Origin of the sequence: Pantoea sp. FN0302, assembly GCF_050113775.1 — a bacterium.
GTDB classification, from domain to species: domain Bacteria; phylum Pseudomonadota; class Gammaproteobacteria; order Enterobacterales; family Enterobacteriaceae; genus Mixta; species Mixta alhagi.
This window is the reverse complement of sequence record NZ_JBNJSM010000001.1, coordinates 1,374,087-1,391,779: the sequence shown is the minus strand read 5'-3', so window position 1 is coordinate 1,391,779 and position 17,693 is coordinate 1,374,087. Positions and strand designations below refer to the sequence as shown.

Annotated in this window: 14 protein-coding genes, 1 tRNA gene and 2 pseudogenes; 11 read left to right on the top strand and 6 right to left on the bottom strand. The window is 54.8% G+C overall.

What is annotated here, in order from left to right:
• Positions 1–176: 176 nt before the first annotated feature.
• Entirely contained in the window at positions 177–1,844 is a 1,668-nt protein-coding gene (gene treA / locus ACQE32_RS06400; protein WP_426972844.1) for an alpha,alpha-trehalase TreA, read from the bottom strand.
• Positions 1,845–2,119: 275 nt separating this feature from the next.
• Here treA and ACQE32_RS06395 point away from each other — a divergent pair, with 275 nt between their 5' ends.
• The 3 genes and pseudogenes from ACQE32_RS06395 to ACQE32_RS06385 all read left to right on the top strand — a co-directional run bounded on the left by ACQE32_RS06395 (position 2,120) and on the right by ACQE32_RS06385 (position 4,400).
• Positions 2,120–2,740, top strand: coding sequence for a LysE family translocator (locus ACQE32_RS06395; protein ID WP_427021508.1), 621 nt, complete (start codon positions 2,120–2,122; stop codon positions 2,738–2,740).
• Between the two features lie 63 nt (positions 2,741–2,803).
• Positions 2,804–2,899 (top strand): annotated as a pseudogene (locus ACQE32_RS06390) (hypothetical protein); the annotation flags it as partial.
• A 217-nt stretch (positions 2,900–3,116) separates the two neighbouring features.
• Positions 3,117–4,400, top strand: coding sequence for a globin domain-containing protein (locus tag ACQE32_RS06385; protein WP_427021507.1), 1,284 nt, complete (start codon positions 3,117–3,119; stop codon positions 4,398–4,400).
• Positions 4,401–4,753: 353 nt separating this feature from the next.
• Here the strand turns inward: ACQE32_RS06385 and ACQE32_RS06380 are convergent.
• Positions 4,754–4,841, bottom strand: a tRNA-Ser gene (locus tag ACQE32_RS06380).
• A gap of 232 nt (positions 4,842–5,073) precedes the next feature.
• On the opposite strand from ACQE32_RS06380, the gene ACQE32_RS06375 reads away from it, so the two are divergent.
• The 4 genes from ACQE32_RS06375 (at position 5,074) to ACQE32_RS06360 (ending at position 9,005) form a co-directional block, all read left to right on the top strand.
• Positions 5,074–6,543: a peptide MFS transporter gene (locus ACQE32_RS06375; protein WP_426981515.1), complete on the top strand. Its 1,470-nt coding sequence runs from the start codon at positions 5,074–5,076 to the stop codon at positions 6,541–6,543.
• A 106-nt stretch (positions 6,544–6,649) separates the two neighbouring features.
• Positions 6,650–7,591 carry a glyoxylate/hydroxypyruvate reductase GhrA gene (gene ghrA, locus ACQE32_RS06370; protein ID WP_427021506.1) on the top strand — a complete coding sequence of 314 codons (942 nt, stop codon included), beginning with the start codon at positions 6,650–6,652 and terminating at the stop codon, positions 7,589–7,591.
• 59 nt (positions 7,592–7,650) lie between these two features.
• On the top strand, positions 7,651–8,388 hold the full coding sequence (locus tag ACQE32_RS06365; protein ID WP_427021505.1) for a phosphatase: 738 nt from the start codon (positions 7,651–7,653) through the stop codon (positions 8,386–8,388).
• A 35-nt stretch (positions 8,389–8,423) separates the two neighbouring features.
• A complete protein-coding gene (locus ACQE32_RS06360) occupies positions 8,424–9,005 on the top strand; it encodes a TorD/DmsD family molecular chaperone (RefSeq protein WP_426981552.1) in 582 nt (193 codons plus the stop codon).
• A gap of 82 nt (positions 9,006–9,087) precedes the next feature.
• Here the strand turns inward: ACQE32_RS06360 and ACQE32_RS06355 are convergent, their stop codons facing one another.
• A complete protein-coding gene (locus ACQE32_RS06355) occupies positions 9,088–10,464 on the bottom strand; it encodes a CoA transferase (RefSeq protein ID WP_427021504.1) in 1,377 nt (458 codons plus the stop codon).
• A gap of 60 nt (positions 10,465–10,524) precedes the next feature.
• On the bottom strand, positions 10,525–11,424 hold the full coding sequence (locus ACQE32_RS06350; RefSeq protein ID WP_250652504.1) for a DMT family transporter: 900 nt from the start codon (positions 11,422–11,424) through the stop codon (positions 10,525–10,527).
• A gap of 479 nt (positions 11,425–11,903) precedes the next feature.
• On the opposite strand from ACQE32_RS06350, the gene exaC reads away from it, so the two are divergent.
• The 4 genes from exaC (at position 11,904) to ACQE32_RS06330 (ending at position 15,507) form a co-directional block, all read left to right on the top strand.
• Positions 11,904–13,424 (top strand): acetaldehyde dehydrogenase ExaC, encoded by a 1,521-nt coding sequence (gene exaC, locus ACQE32_RS06345; protein WP_427021503.1) that lies wholly within the window; start codon positions 11,904–11,906, stop codon positions 13,422–13,424.
• A 120-nt stretch (positions 13,425–13,544) separates the two neighbouring features.
• The gene (locus ACQE32_RS06340; protein ID WP_426972831.1) at positions 13,545–14,105 is read left to right on the top strand and encodes a nucleotidyltransferase family protein; all 561 of its coding nucleotides are present in this window, start codon (positions 13,545–13,547) and stop codon (positions 14,103–14,105) included.
• A complete protein-coding gene (locus ACQE32_RS06335) occupies positions 14,105–15,073 on the top strand; it encodes an XdhC family protein (RefSeq protein ID WP_427021502.1) in 969 nt (322 codons plus the stop codon). The genes ACQE32_RS06340 and ACQE32_RS06335 overlap by 1 nt, the downstream gene beginning before the upstream one ends.
• A 233-nt stretch (positions 15,074–15,306) precedes the next feature.
• Positions 15,307–15,507: a hypothetical protein gene (locus ACQE32_RS06330; protein WP_426972827.1), complete on the top strand. Its 201-nt coding sequence runs from the start codon at positions 15,307–15,309 to the stop codon at positions 15,505–15,507.
• 75 nt (positions 15,508–15,582) lie between these two features.
• On the opposite strand, the gene ACQE32_RS06325 is transcribed toward ACQE32_RS06330, so the two are convergent.
• Together ACQE32_RS06325 and ACQE32_RS06320 are read right to left on the bottom strand one after the other, a co-directional pair.
• Positions 15,583–17,139 (bottom strand): methyl-accepting chemotaxis protein, encoded by a 1,557-nt coding sequence (locus tag ACQE32_RS06325; RefSeq protein ID WP_427021501.1) that lies wholly within the window; start codon positions 17,137–17,139, stop codon positions 15,583–15,585.
• Between the two features lie 379 nt (positions 17,140–17,518).
• Positions 17,519–17,692 (bottom strand): annotated as a pseudogene (locus ACQE32_RS06320) (type I glyceraldehyde-3-phosphate dehydrogenase); the annotation flags it as partial.
• Position 17,693 lies beyond the last annotated feature (1 nt).

The window sequence follows — 17,693 nt, the reverse complement described above, 5'->3', positions numbered from 1 at the left end:
GAACGCGGCCAGAGGCAATGTAAGATCATGTAACTGAAAAGACTAATGAGAATTATTATCTTTATCGGTTGACGATTCAAGATGTAATTTATCTGATTATTTCCAGATAATTTGTGAGGATTCAGGGGATTAAAAGGCGAGGACTGGCAGCCCGGCGGTTGCCGGGCTGCCAAAGTTTACTGTGATTTTTTCATATCACTCACGTTATTACAGGTGACATCTTTCGGGCAGTACATATCCATCAGCTTAAGAGTAACGCCATTGGTCCAGCCAAAGCCGTCCTGCAACGGATATTCACCGCCGCCGCCGCCGCCAAGGTTACCTTCCACCACATATTTCTCCACCAGCTTGTGCTCGCGGTCATAGGTGGCCTGAACGTTATCAAGGAAGCGCATCCCAATCTCTTTCGCCAGCGTCTGTTTGCCGTAGTGATTCAGACCTTCCACCGCGACCCACTGCAGCGGTGCCCAGCCGTTTGGGGCGTCCCACTGCTGACCATTATGCACATTGGTGGTCACCAGACCGCCCGCCTTGACCAACTGTTTTTCAACGGCGGCGGCGGTTTTTGTCGCCTGCTCGTCGCTGGCAACCTGCATATAGAGCGGGAACAGCGCGGCGGCAGTCAGCTGCGTGCGCACGCTGCTGCGTTTCCAGTCATAGTCGGCATACCAGCCGCCTTCCGCATTCCATAAATAGCGATTAATTGCCGCCTGACGTTTTTCCGCCAGTTCCGCATAGCGTTGGCTGTCGCTCTGCTTGTCCGCAACTTTACTGGCGCGTTCCAACGTTTTTTCCAGATGGAACAGCAGGGCGTTCAGATCAACCGGAACAATTTCGGTGGTGCGGATAGTGGAAAGATCTTTCGGGTCGTCAAACCAGCGCGAGCTGAAATCCCAGCCAGACGCCGCGCCGGAGCGCAGATCGCGATAGAGTTCCGCTTTATTGCGCTGTTTGGCTTTTTCCGCCGTGGCGATGTCATCCATATAAGATTCGGTGCGCGGCACATCGCGTGCGTCCCAGTAACGGTTCAGAACGGTGCCATCTTTCAGCTTCACGACGCGCTTGCTGGCATTACCGGCCGCCACGCTTTGGGCGTCCGCCATCCAGTATTGATACTCTTTTTGCAACTGCGGCAGATATTTACTGTAAGTGTTTTCACCGGCGTGCTGCGCCAGCAAATCAACCATCAGGCTAAAAAACGGCGGCTGCGAGCGGCTCAGATAGTAGCTGCGGTTGCCGTTGGGAATGTGGCCATATTTATCCAGCTCATGAGCAAAGTTATCAACCATATTCTGAACGCGGTCCCAGTGGCCGCTTTCCGCCAGACCCAGCATGGTGAAATAGCTGTCCCAGTAGTAAATTTCGCGGAAACGACCGCCCGGCACCACATAAGGTTTTGGCAACGGCAGCAGGGAATCATATTGATTTACTTTATCCGTAGTGCGCGTCAGCACCGGCCACAGGCCGTCAATATGCTCGCGCAGGCTTTGTCCCGCTGGCGGCACATAGGCTTCGCCTTTGCCCGGCAGGGTGAAATTAGCATCGACAAAGCGGCGTAAATCAAAATTGCGCTGGTTTTTTTGCATTTGCCAGTCAGCCAGAATGGACGCCGGATCAAATTTCGGCACCGCATCGGCAAAGGTTTTCTGATCCGGGAAGAACTTCGCTGACTGAACTGCATGATAAAGCGGCCCCAGGCGCACATCCGGCGGCTGCGGTGCCTGAGTCAGCAGGCGTTGATCGTCCGCCGCCTGTGCATAAAAAGATCCCGTTGCCAGCGCGCCGGTAATCAGTAAAGGCAATAACAGTGCGCCTTTCCATTGAGAAGGTACGGCCTTTTTCATCAGTATTCTCCTTGTCCAGACCCGACATGGCCTGTAAGTGTTTGACCATTCAAAAAACTTTAGACGAAATTAAAGAGTTTGCCTGGCGTGAAGTCGGGAAATGTGAGTTGGATTAGGGTTTTAACTTGTACGCCGGGGGTGAGGCGTTACGGGTCTGTTCAGCGGCTGGCTAATCAATAAGCGGTTGATTTTACCCCTGTTAAAGGTTAAAAATTTTTAACTATTATATCGTGCAGGTTGATTTTTACCTGATACTCGCCCTTGCGGAGAAAGAGATGTCCGTCACGGATTCACTGTTTGCCTTTTCATTTGCCGCATTGCTGTTAACGCTGACACCCGGGCTGGACACAGCACTTATTTTGCGTACTGCAACGGTTGAGGGCAGGAAAAAAGCATTCCAGGCGGCAACTGGCATCAATACCGGCTGTTTTATCTGGGGAGCACTGGTGGCGTTGGGACTGGGGGCGTTGCTGGCGGCATCTGAAATAGCTTATAACTTGCTGAAATGGTGTGGCGCGGCCTGGTTATGCTGGTTAGGAATAGGACTCATATTTAAGCCGCGAAGAAAATTAGTCACCTCAGACACGACGAATCCGATTACAACAAATTGGTTTGTAAAAGGGATGCTGGGTAATGTACTGAATCCCAAAATAGGCGTTTTTTACGTCTCATTTCTGCCGCAGTTTATACCTGCCGGACACTCCCCGGTGCTGTGGACATTCCTGCTGGTATCCATCCATATTGTTATCGGTACGCTGTGGTCAGCGGTATTGATAACGGGAACGCGTTTCGCGTCCGGAATATTAAGAAAAACACGATTTGTCCAGTGGATGGATCGCGCTACCGGCACCCTTTTTATATTGTTTGCAGCAAAACTGGCGCTGAGTCACCGCTAGCTATTTTTGGGTGGTTTAACGCGGGAAAACGTTCTTCCCCTTACAACCTAAAAGGAGCAAAAAATGATTGTCAGAACCTGGCACGGATATGTCCCGCTAAAACATGCAGACGGTTTCGCCAGATATCTGCAAAAAACCGGCGTTGAGCATTCAACATCAGCACACCATTCACTCCGTTTCTGCCCTGTAGCATGTTCCCGGTCGCCAGCCTGTGGCGCTGACCTGCCTGCGCTATTTCTTATCCTGCTTCTTATGATACTCAATGTAGCCAGACTTCAACTTGCTCAAAGGCTCTATATTTAAAGCAGCCAGGAGAGCCTTGCGTAGGGGGCTCAGTTTTTTATCGGTAATAAATTAAAAACAAAGTGAGGTATCAATGTTAAGCGAGAGGCAAAACGAGCTGGTTAAAGCCACAGTACCGGTACTAAAAGAGAACGGAGAGGCGTTAACGGATTATTTCTATAAGCGCATGTTAAAAAATAATCCTCACCTGAAAGAAACCTTCAACATGGGACATCAACGCAGCGGCGCGCAGGCTAAAGCGCTGGCGGGAGCGGTGCTGGCTTATGCCGAAAATATTGACGATCCCTCGGTATTGATGCCGGTTGTTGAGCTGATTTGCCATAAACATGTCAGCCTGAATATACAGGCTCCCGATTATAATATTGTTGGTGAGAATCTACTGCATTCCATCAGCGAAGTGCTTAACATCCCGATGGATGATGAGCTTATCACCGCCTGGGGCGTGGCCTATCAACAGCTGGCTGACATCTTTATTGCAACTGAAAAGCAACTGTACGAAGAGCGTAAAAATACCATCGGAAGCTGGACCGGCTGGCGAAACTTTATCGTGGATAAAAAGATAAAGGAGAGCGAGGAAATTACTTCGTTTTATCTGGTTCCGCAGGATGGCGGGCCGCTACCTGCTTACAAGCCCGGCCAATATATTACCTTACGGGTAGAGGTTGCGGCGTTGGGTATTAAACAGCCTCGCCAGTACAGTTTGTCCAGCAGCCCCTCTGACCCTTATCTGCGTATCTCGGTTAAGCGCGAAGATCCCCGTACGGAAGGTCAGGATCCGGGTTACGTTTCTTCCACGCTGCATGACGCTGTTAACGAAGGCAGCGTGGTTGAGCTCAGCGCTCCGGCAGGCAACTTTTATTTGCTGAATCCGGATGCCGTTAATGTGCTGATCAGCGCGGGCGTTGGGCTGACGCCAATGATCTCTATGGTTAATCATCTGCTGGCTGAACACGCCGATCCCAATGTTAATCCCGCGCTATATGAAGAAAACCAAGCCAGTAATACAGCGTATCGGACGCTGAAAAAAGATATCTATTTTATTCACGCCGCCCGTAGTTCTGAAGTGCATGCGTTGCGTAAAGAGCTGGAAAACCTGGCCAGCCAGAACGACAACCTGCATGTTTTTATTGCCTATGAGAATGTAAAAGAGAGCGAGGTGGCGGGCAAAGATTATCATATGCAGGGAAGGCTGGATTTAAAGGCACTTCCTGTTGGGTATCTGCCCAAAGAGGCGGATTACTATTTATGCGGGCCGATTCCGTTTATGCAGGAGCAGTATCGCGCTTTGATTGCGTTGGGGATCCCGCAGGATAAAATATATAGCGAGGCCTTTGGCACCGGCGGGCTGCATTTATAGCGCCTCGCTGCGTGCTTTATGCGCACAAAAAAAGCCTGAACGTTCACTCAGGCTTTTTGCTAATAAAAAAGCCTGAACTTTCGCTCAGGCTCTCTCATGCATACAAAAAAGCCTGAACTTTCGCTCAGGCTTTCTCATGCATACAAAAAAGCCTGAACTTTCGCTCAGGCTCTCTTATGAAATATGGCGGTGAGAGGGGGATTGACTCGCTTCGCTCGCCCTGCGGGCAGCCTGTGGCTGTCCAACCGGCTTTGCCGGTTGTCGAACCCGGCGGGGCTTCTCATCACCCCTCTCTGTGGTGCTCTATGCATACAAAAAAGCCTGAACTTTCGCTCAGGCTCTCTTATGAAATATGGCGGTGAGAGGGGGATTCGAACCCCCGATACGTTGCCGTATACACACTTTCCAGGCGTGCTCCTTCAGCCACTCGGACACCTCACCATATTGTCGTCAACAGGCACACTGCTGACCGGCGCTAATGTAGGGATTTTGCCGCGGCGCGTCAATCAACTTTCTGCGCTAAATGATGCGTTTAGTCAGTTTTAAACCACTTCGGCGCGAAAATAAGCGAAAAGCAGGGCAATGAACCCGAATAGCATAAATCATACTGCATAATCCGGGCTGGAGATGCATACTGATGCGCAATTTATGCTTAAAAATCACTGAGGTCAGCTTGAACAATCCAACCAAAGCGCAACCACAGGGGGTTCCGGCTGGAACCAGGGCGCTGTTCTTTATTCAAATTTTCGCAACGCTCGGCTTCGCCGTGCTTTACTCCACGCTGGTGCTCTATGCCACCAAACGCCTCGGCTTCAGCGAAGCGCAGGCCAATGCCACCATGGGCGTTTTCGGCGCATTCAACTACGGTTTGCACCTTTTCGGTGGCTACCTGGGCGGGCGTTTCCTCAGTAACCGTAATTTGTTCGTGCTGGGCATGGTATTACAGGTCATCGGGTGCTGGGTGCTGTCAGGTGAAAGCGCGCAGGGGCTTTACTGGGGGCTGGCGATGTTCCTTACCGGCAGCGGGCTGAATGTCACCTGTATCAATATGATGCTGACCCAGCGCTTTACGCCTGACGATCAACGCCGCGAAAGCGCGTTTTTATGGAACTACGCCGGGATGAACCTGGGGTTCTTTATCGGCTTCACCGGCGCAGGTTATTTTCAGCTTGGCGAGCATTATCAGGCGCTGTTCCTGTTTGCTACCGTGGGTAACGCGCTGGCTATTGTTATCAGCCTGCTGCGCTGGAAAATTCTGGCGGATATTGATACGCCGCTGCTGCATGCCAGCCCGCGTCAATACTGGTTGCGAATGGCAATCGGCCTGGCGGTACTGGTCGTGTTGGTGCCGGTTATTCGCATCATGCTGACGCACGCCGATTTTACCGGCTCTTTTGTTATTGCGCTGGGCGTGCTGATCTTCCTGCTGCTGTGTATTACTACGCTACGCCATCGACCGCGTCACGAGCAGCGCCGCATGTCAGCTTATCTGCTGCTGGCGTTAGGCTCGCTGGTTTTCTGGATGCTTTATCAGCTGGCGCCGATGGGGCTGATGCTGTTCGTAGAACACAACATTAACCTCAACATCTGGGGAGTGCGTATTGCACCGCAGTGGGTGCAAAACATTAACACGCTGGTGATCGTCATCGGCGGGCCACTGCTGGCCGTTGCCTTTAACCGTCTGCGTCAGCGCGGCTGGCGCATCGATATTCCGCTACAGTTTGCCTGCTCGCTGTTCTGTATCGGACTGGGCATGCTGGTTTTGCCGCTGGGCATTATGCTGGCGGGGGGCGACGGCATGGTGGCTTTCAAATGGATCTTCTTCAGCTACCTGCTGCAAAGCATCGGCGAGCTGCTGATTTCGCCAATCGGTTACGCGATGATCGGCAAACTGGCCCCGACGCGCTATCAGGGCATTATGATGGGCTGCTGGATGATGGTCACCGGTGTCGCATCGGTACTGGCGGGCTATGTGTCCGCACTGATGCCGGAAAACAGCGGCAGTAGCGCGCTGCTAACCAATCCTGGCTACAGCCATATCTTCAGCCTGCTGGGCTGGGGCGCAGCGGCGGTTGGTCTGGTGATGCTGTTGCTTATGCCGCTGCTGCGCAGATTGATTCAGTCAACCGCGCCGCAGGCGTAATCGTTTTCAGGCCCGTCCGCCGTGGCGGGCCATACTCTGCAATTTTTTCTTGCCAGCGCCTCCAATTTCCCCGAGCCTTGGGTGAAATAAAAACAAAGGAGGCTCTATGGACATCATTTTTTACCATCCCACCTTTAGCCCGGAAAAATGGCAGCAGGGCCTGCAACAGCAGCTTCCGCAGGCGCGGCTGCGGCTCTGGCAGCCGGGCGACAACGATCACGCCGACTATGCGCTGATGCGCTTCGCGCCAGTTGAAATGCTGCAGGGACGTCGCGGACTAAAGGCAATTTTTGCCATTGGCGCAGGCGTGGATGATATTCTTGGCCTGTTAAAACAGCATCCGGATATGATCGATCCGGCGGTACCGCTGTTCCGTCTGGAGGATACCGGCATGGGCCTGCAAATGCAGGAGTATGCGGTACACACCGTGCTGGGCTGGTTCCGCCGCTTCGACGACTACCGCTTACAGCAGCAGCAGGCGCTCTGGCAGCCGTTGCCTAACTACAAGCGCGAAAACTTTACCATCGGCATTATGGGCGCGGGCGTGCTGGGGCTGAGCGTGGCGGAAAGCCTGAAGCCCTGGGGTTTTCCGCTGCGCTGCTGGAGCCGCTCGCCAAAGCAGCTGACAGGAATTGAGAGCTTTCATGGCGCTGAGCAGATGGCAGACTTTCTTTCCGGCACTCAGGTATTGATTAACCTGTTGCCCAACACGCCGCAAACCCAGGAGATCATCAACCGTGCGCTGCTTGACCAGCTTAATGATGGCGCTTTTGTCATGAATCTGGCGCGCGGGGCGCATGTGGTGGAAGAAGATCTGCTGGCGGCGCTGAATGACAATAAAATCAAGGGCGCAGCGCTGGATGTTTTTGTTAATGAGCCGCTGTCGCCGGATCATCCGTTCTGGCTTCATCCGCGCGTCACGCTGACGCCGCATAATGCCGCAGTAACCCTGCAGGATGAAGCGATACGCTTTATCGCCGGCGCGATTGCGCAACTGGAAGCGGGGCAGCAGCCCGAAGGCCGTGTTGATCTGACGCGCGGCTATTAACCGTAACGATTATGATGGCAGGGCGCGGCCCTTGCCCAATCTCAAGGAGAAGGCCTTAAATGTATCCTGTAGATTTACATATGCACACTGTAGCCAGCACCCACGCATACAGTACGCTGCATGACTATATCGCTGCCGCAAAACAGAACGGCATCAAACTGTTCGCCATTACCGATCATGGCCCCGATATGGCCGATGCGCCGCACTACTGGCACTTTATCAATATGCATGTCTGGCCGCGCGTGGTGGATGGCGTGGGCATTTTGCGCGGCATCGAAGCGAATATTAAAAACACCGCCGGCGAGATCGACTGCACCGGACGCATGCTGGATGCGATGGATTTAGTGGTGGCCGGTTTTCATGAGCCGGTGTTTGCTCCGCAGGATAAAGCGACCCATACCGAAGCGATGATCGCCACTATGGCCAGCGGCAATGTGCATATTATCAGTCATCCCGGCAACCCGAAGTTTCCGGTCGATATTCCGGCGATTGCCGAAGCAGCGGCGAAATATCAGGTGGCGCTGGAGATTAACAACTCTTCCTTTACCCACTCGCGCCCCGGCAGCGAGCCGAACTGTCGCGCTATCGCCGCAGCGGTAAAAGAGGCGGGCGGATGGCTGGCGTTTGGTTCCGATTCCCATACCGCTTTTACCCTGGGAAATTTTGAACATTGCCTGCGTATTGCGCGCGAGGTGGATTTTCCGGAGGAACGCGTGTTAAATGTCACGCCGCGCCGCCTGCTTGATTTTCTGGAAATGCGGGGCGGGAAGCCTCTCGACGCGTTTGCTGACTTTTAACGGCGGCGTCTTAACCTCTGAACGGACTGAAAGTAATGAATGAGTTTTCCATCATCTGCCGCGTGCTTGGCTCGCTGTTTAATCGTCAGCCGCAGGATCCGCTGCTGGTGCCGCTGTTCACGCTGATCCGTGAAGGCAAACTGCAACAGAACTGGCCGCTGGAGCAGGATGAGCTGCTGACACGTCTGCAACAGCATGCCGAACCACAGGCGCTGGCCGCCGATTACAATGCGCTGTTTGTCGGCAGCGACTGCAGCGTGCCGCCTTATGGCTCGCAGTGGCAGGATGGTCCGGCAGAGGCAGAGGTACGTGCTTTTTTACAACAGCGCGGTATGCCGCTGAGCGATGCGCCAGCCGATCACTTTGGCGCGTTACTGCTGGCGGCCTCCTGGCTGGAAGATCAGGCGCAGGAAGATGAGATTCAGGCGCAGATCGCACTGTTTGATGAGTATCTGCTGCCCTGGTGCGGCGCGTTTCTCGGCAAGGTTGAAGCGCACGCCACCAGCGGCTTTTACCGTACGCTGGCAGCATTAAGCCGCGAAGCGCTGCAGGCAATGCGTGAAGAGCTGGCAGAAGCGGAAGAGGAAGCAGAACAAGAGGGCGAAGACGAAGCGTAATTACGCATCGTTGCTGTTTTCTGGTCAGGCCCTTTACCTGCGGTTAAAACGCAGTAGGTACCGGCACGGCAAAACCAAACCGCTACCGGTCTGGCAACCAGTTGGCGGAGGCTGAACCCAGCGGGCTGCCGCTGCGTGACCAGAGCAGCGGAGTGCCGGGCAGCCACAGCGGCGGTCGCAGCCGGTAGCCTATGCCCAGCGGGGTGAGTTCCAGCGTATCGCTTTCATCGTGCGGCTGCGTCGGGCCTGGGCCAATCGCTGCTGTGTTGGCTGCGTAAGGATGTGAAGTCAGCAGATGCGCAGTGCGTGCCAGAGAGAGCCGGGCCGTTATGCCGGAGCGATGCGCGACGCGTCGGCGCATGCCTTCCAGCACGGCTGCCGCCATCAGATAACCCGTTGCATGATCCAGCGCCTGGACCGGCAGGGGAGATGGCGCATCGGCAGCCTGCCAGCGCTGGCCCGCATCGGCGATGCCGCAGGCCATCTGCACCAGACTGTCGTAACCGCGTCGATTGCGCCAGGGGCCGCTCCAGCCCCAGGCGTTCAGGCTGACATCCACCAGTCCGGGCGCTAACTGTTGCCGACGTGCATTGTCGTAACCCAGTTTTTCCAGCGCATCGGCGCGATAGCCATGCACCAGCACATCTGCCTGTGCCAGCAGCTGTTCAAACTGCTGTCGCCCCTGCGCGCTTTTTAAATCGAGCCGGGCGCAGCGTTTGCCCTGCATCATCTCCTCTTCCAGCGAAGGCTCCTCCCAGTCAGGGGGATCGAGACGCAGCACCTCAGCGCCCAGCCCGGCCAGAAAACGAGTGGCCACCGGCCCGGCGATGACGCGCGTTAAATCCAGCACTTTAACGCCCCGTAACGGGCGTGCGATCGGAAGAGACCATGCGGGCGGCGCACCCTGCGTCTGTGTTTCCCAGGCGATTAGCGGCTCCTGCGCCACGCATTTCCCCTGTGGGTGCTGCTGCCATTCAGCCAAAGTGCGCATCTGTGCAGCACAGCCGCCGGCATCAATGATGGCCTGCTCAAGCGTCTGTTTTTGCCAGCCGGCAACCACTTTTGCCAGCACCACACGGTCCGTCTGTTTTCCCAGCACGCGCTCCATCGCCTGACGGTGATGCGGCGCATTAGTATGCAAACGGATCCAGCCGTCAGCGGTGGCGTAGTCACCTGAGAAAACATCCCAGGCGGCAGGCAGCGGGCGATTTATCGGACGAAAAGTGCGCTGGAACCAGCGTGAGGCGAGACGGATATCAACCGTGACCTTTTCAGGATTGCCAACCAGGCCAGCGGCGGACTGCGCCGCCAGTGCCATGCTGGTGGCGGCAAGTTCACTGACCGGAAAAGCTGATGCAAAGGCTTCATATCCCTGCAGGATCATGGGTGGGGGCAAGGTTTCTCCCTTTAGAGCATGCCACAGCTGCTGCCAGAAAAGTGCCGCCAGGTTGCTATCCATATCCTTCTCCCTCAGTTCTTTCTCTCTTTCACCTTAGCAATGGATGGACTTTTTTTCCTGTTATGGCTGACGCTTACGTCGTAGCGGCAAACGGGGGAAGCGGGCATGCATACGTAAACGACGGATATTGATTACTGCGATAGCGGTGCCACAAATAACCAGCAGCGAGCCGATAATTTTAAACATATTCATGCTGTCGCCCAGCACCAGCACGCCCATAATCACGGCCAGCACCGGCGTCAGCAGCGAATAGGGCATCAGCAGGTTGACGTTATATTTTTTCAGCAGCGCATACCAGAGCGAATAGGCCACAACGGAAGAGGCGATAGCGCTATACAAAATGCCGAACCAGCCCCGCCATGAAGCGTGCAAGAGCGCGTCAATCTGATGCGCTTCGGTCAGCCATGAGGTTACGCCTACGATGGGGATTGCCATAAACGACAGCCAGCCGGTCATGGTTAACGGTTTGATTGGCGGCGCTTTTTTGACAATCAGGTTGCTGATAGCCCAGCCGCATGCGCTGGTCAGCAGCAGCGCCAGCACCCACCAGTTGGGGATCGTTGGGCTGCCGGTCAAGACCACCACGCCGCTAAGAGAGATAGCGATGCCAAATAATTGCATCAGCGTTAACTTCTCTTTCAGGATCACCCAGGCGAGCAACATGGCAATCGGCGTGCCCAGCTGTACCAGCACCGCGCCGGTACCGGCATCGGTGTAGCTGATACCGACAAACAGCAGGGAAAAATGCATAAAACCAAAGGTAAATGCCAGCGCCGCCAGCCAGGGCAACTGGGCACGGGTGATACGGGTAAAGGGGATCAGAACCAGCGCGACGACCACGAAGCGCATAAAGGTCATAAATAACGGCGGCAGATCCAGCAGGCCCCATTTAATGGCCACGTTATTAAATGCCCAAATGGAGACGACCATCAACACCAGAAAAAAATGACGCAGAGCCACAACACCATCCTTAATTGTCTGCAATAAATCATTAACTATCATGACAGGTATCGACACACAGACAAGCCTTAGCGCGGCGGTTTTCTTTGCCTGCTTATTATCAGCCCGCACCCAAGTCTCAGAAAAAGTTATGAGACAGCCCTCAACAGAGCTGCAATACTGTGCAACCGAAACGCTCCCGTAACAGGAAAAGAATTCGGTATGGCCTGCACGCAGCATCCTCTTGCAACATTATGCAGGCCTGTTTGCCGGAGGGCGCGGATTTTAATCCTGCCGCGCAGCCGGATACCCATCAGCCACGCCTGATTTTACAGCGTTTCTGGCAAAGCCTGCGCCAGCGTGAGCAGCTTAGCGCCTGAGGCGCTGAATCTTTCCGCCGCGCTCACACTTTTCTCCTGTGGCAACTGACAAAGCTGCTGCACTCGGCCATGTTAATAAATGGTTACTTATTTGTTAGCTGACACCACAGGAGAATCGGTATGCGCTATGCCTGGCCCGGATATAAAGATTCGCTGATAACGCTGCAGCAGCGCTATGGCAACTACATTAACGGTGAATTTGTTGCGCCGGTTAGCGGCGACTATTTCACAAATACATCGCCGGTCGACGGCTCGGTTATCGGCGAATTTCCGCGCTCCGGCCAGCAGGATATTGAAAATGCGCTGGACGCGGCGCATGCCGCTGCCGATCGCTGGGGTAAAACCTCGGTACAGATACGCTCTCAGCTGCTGCTGAAAATTGCTGACCGTCTGGAACAGAACCTGGAGCGCCTTGCGGTACATGAGACCTGGGACAATGGCAAACCGGTGCGTGAGACCCTGGCGGCCGATCTGCCGCTGGCGGTGGATCACTTTCGCTATTTTGCCGGTTGTATTCGTGCGCAGGAGGGCACGGCGGCGGAGATTGATGAGCATACCGCCGCCTACCATATTCACGAGCCGCTGGGCGTGGTTGGACAGATTATCCCGTGGAATTTCCCGCTGCTGATGGCGGCCTGGAAACTGGCACCGGCACTGGCGGCCGGTAACTGCGTGGTGCTGAAGCCTGCCGAGCAGACGCCGCTGTCGATCACGCTTTTTGCTGAGCTGGTGGGCGATCTGTTGCCGCCGGGCGTGCTGAACGTGGTACACGGTTTTGGTCGCGAGGCGGGCGAAGCGCTGGCGAGCAATCCGCGTATCGCTAAAATCGCCTTTACCGGTTCTACCGCAACCGGCACCCATATTCTGGAGCTGGCGGCGAAAAACCTGATCCCGTCCACGGTGGAACTGGGCGGTAAATCGCCTAACATCTTCTTTGAAGATATTATGCAGGCGGAGCCTTCTTTTATTGAGAAAGCGGCAGAAGGTGTGGTACTGGGCTTTCTTAATCAGGGCGAAGTGTGTACCTGTCCATCGCGCGCGCTGATTCAGGAATCGATTTACGAGCCGTTTATCGCAGCGGTGATGGCGCGGATAAAAACCATTCGACGCGGCGATCCGCTCGATACCGAGACGATGATCGGCGCGCAGGCTTCGCAGCAGCAGTTTGATAAAATCCTCTCTTATCTGGATATCGCGCAGCAAGAGGGCGCAGAGATCCTGACGGGTGGCGGCATTGAGCCAACTGAAGGGCAACTGCAAAGCGGCTACTATATACAGCCAACGCTGTTGAAAGGCAGTAATAGTATGCGGGTGTTTCAGGAGGAGATCTTCGGACCGGTTGTGGGCATTACCACCTTCAAAGATGAGGCGGAAGCCATCGCTATTGCCAACGATTCAATTTACGGTCTCGGCGCAGGCGTCTGGACGCGCGATATTAACCGCGCCTGGCGCGTCGGACGCGCCATCAAAGCGGGTCGCGTCTGGACTAACTGCTATCATCTTTATCCGGCGCACGCGGCGTTCGGCGGTTATAAAAAATCGGGTATTGGTCGTGAAACCCACAAAATGATGCTCGATCATTATCAGCAGACCAAAAACCTGCTGGTGAGCTACAGCATTGAGCCGCTGGGCTTTTTCTGACTTTGCCTTCCCGCCTCAGGGGCGTTCCACGCCCCTTTTTTTATCCTTTGATACCAATTTTTGCAGGCCTGGTGCCCGACGATCTATGCTTAGCTTTTATCGTAACGCAACGGGACGTCTATGACCGTAGGGATTTTGCTGCTGGCAGCTGGAGAAAGTACGCGCTATCGCGCCGCCTGCGGTCGCCATAAGCTGCTGGAGCCGATAGAGGGCGAACCAATGCTGGCGCGCAGCTACCGTATCGCCAGAGAAAGCGGCCTGCCGGTGGCGGTGGTGCTCAGACCAGAGCCGCTGGCGCTGCGGCGCTGCATTGGCGGCGCACGCCAGATTATCCTGCCGAGCACGGGCATCGCCAGCTCTGTCGCCGCCGGGGTAAAGGCAACGGCACACTGGCATGGCTGGCTGATTATGCTGGCGGATATGCCGTGGCTGAGTCCGGCAACGCTACAGCAGACGGCAGAAGCGCTGAAAGAACATCAGCGGGTGCGCGCCTGCTGGCAAGGTCAGCCAGGTCATCCGGTGGGCTTTAGCCAGGAGTGTTATGCGCAGCTGGTGACGTTAAGCGGCGAAACGGCAGCGCGTGAGCTGTTAGCGCAGCATGACGTTTATCTGCTGGCGACGCAGGACAGGGGCGCGGTACGTGATGTCGATCTGCCGTCAATGCTGTCGGGAGAGGGATAATGCAGTCACTTGATCAACAGGTTATTGACCGCGCGCTGCAGTGGCATCTGCAGGGAGAGTGCGTCTGGCTCTGTACCGTATTGCACAGCTGGGGATCGGCGCCGCGCGCGCCCGGTGCGCTGCTGGTGGCAAATCAGCAGGGACAATTTTGCGGGTCGCTCTCCGGTGGCTGTATTGAAGAGGATTTTCTTGTGCGCTTACAGCAGGGAACTTTTAACGCCGCCAGCCAGATAGTGCGCTACGGTGAAGGCGGGCTGGCAACATCCACCCGGCTGCCGTGCGGCGGGGTGCTGGATGTGCTGATTGAACGGCTGCTGCCGGACGCAGCCAGCCTGAGCCATCTCCGCCGTCTGCAGCAGGCGCTGGCGGGCGGCGATCGGCTGCGCAAGCAGATTGTAATAGGGCAGAGTGCACAGCTGGAAACCGAGAGCGATCGCGTGCCGCGCGCATTGTGCTATGACCATGACAGCGTATCGTTATCAGTAGGCAGCGTGCCGACGCTGCTGCTGGCAGGCTATTCAGCGGTAGCCGGTGAATGCCTGCGCCTGGCGCTGATGCTGGGCATGCAGGTTATTGTGTGTGAACATCGTGATGCCTTCTGGCAACAGCTTCAGGAGCACCATTTACCGCAGCCGCATTTGCGCTGTATCAGTCAGCACCCGGCGCGCTATCTGGAGCTGCACGGCGCAAGCGATCAAACCGCGGTGATCTGCGCCACGCACGATCCGCGTGTGGATGATCTGGCGCTGCTGGAGGCGGTAAATACGCCCGCTTTTTATCTGGGAGCCATGGGATCCGCCAGCAACAGCCAACAGCGGCTGGCGCGTCTGCGTCGGATCGGTGAGCTGGATGAAAGCGCGTTACAACGTATTCATGCCCCCATTGGACTGCCGATCGGCAGTAAAACACCCACGGAGATCGCGTTGGCGATTATGGCCGATATCGTACGTGTCAAAAATGGGCGTTGATTATTCGCAGCTTACTGTTAGTTACTTTCTGATGTTTCAGAAACGCATAGCGATCATAATAAGAACATACGGCCAGCACGGCGCTGTTTGAGTTAACGACGTCAGCATATAAACCACGCTCTCATGAAAACGATAAGAGAAATATCGGAAAAAAAGCCGCTTACCCTGTTGATTTGGCGTAATGGTCCGATATTACTATGCTTAAAAAGATGCATTTTCACTGGAGAGAACTGATGTCAGTAAGCCGTAGCCTGTTTGACGAGCGTGATGAAACGCTGGATGCTCTTGAGGAAAGCCTGATTGCAGTGAACTTGCCGGGACGACAGCCGCTTCATCTGAGCGACAAAGAACGTTTCCCTGCGCTGATGAGCGAACATTACAGCGCGCTGCGCGATCCGCTTTATGACAGCGATGAGCGGGTGTTCTGGCGTTAACATCCCGCTGCGGATGAATATATTCCGTTAACTTTTAGGCAGGAGAAGCGGCCTCGCGCTTCTCCTGCTGTTTCGTTATAGCGCGGTGGTTTTGAAAATCGCCACACTGCGGCTGAGCTGTGACGCCTGATCCTCCAGCGCCGCCGCAGCGGAAGCGGCCTGTTCCACCAGCGTAGCGTTCTGCTGCGTGACCTCATCCATCTGTGTAACTGCCAGACCGACATGTTCAATACCGTTTGCCTGCTCACTGGAAGCCTGGGAAATCTCAGTCATGATCTCAGAAACACGCTGGATGGAAGTCACGATATCTTTCATCGTAATGCCAGCATCGGCGACCAGCGAGGTGCCTTCGGTTACACGTTCTGAAGATTGATGGATTAGCTGCTTGATCTCTTTCGCTGCGGTTGCACTGCGCTGGGCCAGTGCGCGCACCTCGCTGGCAACTACCGCAAAGCCGCGCCCCTGTTCGCCTGCACGTGCGGCTTCCACAGCGGCATTCAGCGCCAGGATGTTGGTCTGGAAGGCGATGCCTTCAATGGTGCTGATAATATCCACGATATGCTGTGAACTTTCTGCAATCGCTGACATGGTGACGACGACCTGATCTACGACTTCGCCACCGCGTAGCGCCACCTGCGACGCATCGCTGGCCAGTGTGCTGGCATGCCGGGCATTAGAGGTATTCTGCCGCACCGTAGCGGTCAGCTGCTCCATACTGGCCGATGTCTCCTCCAGCGACGCTGCCTGCTGCTCGGTGCGGCTGGAGAGATCGATATTGCCTGTCGCCACCTCTTTCGCTGCGTTATCAATTGAGGCCGACGCATTTTGAATATCAGAGACCACGCGCATCAGTTGTGCCTGCATCGATGCCAGCGCGTTAATCAGTACGCCGGTTTCATCACGCGAGTTTGCAGAAAGCGGAGTCGTCAGATCGCCGGTGGCAATTGCCTGAGCGGCATCCACTGCGCGTTGTAATGGAAGGGTGATTGCGCGCGTCAGCACATAGCCCAGCGTTATGGCAATAGTTAAGCCGAACAGTGCACCAAAAATCAGCGTCAGCGTGGTTTGCGATGTGATTGAATCCACGGCGGCCTGGCGTTGCTTAACCAGTACCTGCTCTGCTCCAGCGAATTCATTGATAATGGCGCGCATGTTATCCATCTCCGCTTTACCGGTATTGGCTTCAAACGCCTCAATAAATGCCTGCCCGGTCAAGGTACCGGCATCGGCGGCGCGACGGTTTTCCAGTAGGCGTGCGGCAAAATCGCTTTTCCAGGTCTTCTCAAATTCCAACAGACGATCCAGACGTTGCTGCTGGACAGGGTTATCCGACGTTAACTGGCGGGCCTTTTCCAGATGCTGCAGGAATACCTTTTGCCCGTCCGCATACGGCTGCAACATATCTTCTTTGCCATTAAGGGCATAACCGCGCAGGCCGGTCTCCATATTAATCAGGCTCTCAACCAGCCCTCGGCTTTCATCAATAACCTGCCAGGTATGCACGTTCCAGCTATTTGCTGTGACGATACGCGAAAAGTTTAAGTAAAAAGTCGCGCAGATAACTAACATCACTGCGACAACCGCCCCGAAAGCCAGAATAAACTTTCGCTTGATAGTTAAATTTCTAAACATGTGTTATTACCTGCGAACAGAGGTCAGTCCAGTTGAAGTGTTATTGTTGCTTAAGCATCGGCGGGGAAAGCGAAACCTTTAGTAGGTATACATAAGAAAGGTGCATGTTTTTTTTGCGGCTGTATTCGGCTGATCATCGATGCTATCGCGCCGAGAAAAAATCACAACGCAGGCTGGATGAGAGGGCAGGGTGATAAAATCAAATCCATGCACAAGCGCATTAGGGGCGTCGCTATTTTTACTGTTGACGCTGCCGATCTTGGCGAAGTAAGCAGCGTGGGAATAGTGCTGTGCTGTAGACGCAGGCGTCAGAAATGTAAAATATTCAAAAGGATTTCTGATAAATTCATGGATGAAATGCTGGCTATTCTGCAGGTCATCAAAGAGAGATTCTCTGTTCTGTTATGCGCTGATAATTAAGCGCCAGATCGACAAGGCGATTTGAAAATCCCCATTCGTTGTCATACCAGGCAAGGGTTTTGACCATATTGCCACCGATAACCAGCGTTGACAGCCCGTCAATAAGCGATGAACGCGGATCGCCCTGATGATTA

Excerpts from the sequence above, each read along its gene's own strand:
- treA (WP_426972844.1), bottom strand. The coding sequence starts at position 1,844 with ATGAAAAAGGCCGTACCTTCTCAATGGAAAGGCGCACTGTTATTGCCT.
- ACQE32_RS06395 (WP_427021508.1), top strand. The coding sequence starts at position 2,120 with ATGTCCGTCACGGATTCACTGTTTGCCTTTTCATTTGCCGCATTGCTG.
- ACQE32_RS06385 (WP_427021507.1), top strand. The coding sequence starts at position 3,117 with ATGTTAAGCGAGAGGCAAAACGAGCTGGTTAAAGCCACAGTACCGGTA.
- ghrA (WP_427021506.1), top strand. The coding sequence starts at position 6,650 with ATGGACATCATTTTTTACCATCCCACCTTTAGCCCGGAAAAATGGCAG.
- ACQE32_RS06365 (WP_427021505.1), top strand. The coding sequence starts at position 7,651 with ATGTATCCTGTAGATTTACATATGCACACTGTAGCCAGCACCCACGCA.
- ACQE32_RS06360 (WP_426981552.1), top strand. The coding sequence starts at position 8,424 with ATGAATGAGTTTTCCATCATCTGCCGCGTGCTTGGCTCGCTGTTTAAT.
- ACQE32_RS06355 (WP_427021504.1), bottom strand. The coding sequence starts at position 10,464 with ATGGATAGCAACCTGGCGGCACTTTTCTGGCAGCAGCTGTGGCATGCT.
- exaC (WP_427021503.1), top strand. The coding sequence starts at position 11,904 with ATGCGCTATGCCTGGCCCGGATATAAAGATTCGCTGATAACGCTGCAG.
- ACQE32_RS06340 (WP_426972831.1), top strand. The coding sequence starts at position 13,545 with ATGACCGTAGGGATTTTGCTGCTGGCAGCTGGAGAAAGTACGCGCTAT.
- ACQE32_RS06335 (WP_427021502.1), top strand. The coding sequence starts at position 14,105 with ATGCAGTCACTTGATCAACAGGTTATTGACCGCGCGCTGCAGTGGCAT.
- ACQE32_RS06330 (WP_426972827.1), top strand. The coding sequence starts at position 15,307 with ATGTCAGTAAGCCGTAGCCTGTTTGACGAGCGTGATGAAACGCTGGAT.
- ACQE32_RS06325 (WP_427021501.1), bottom strand. The coding sequence starts at position 17,139 with ATGTTTAGAAATTTAACTATCAAGCGAAAGTTTATTCTGGCTTTCGGG.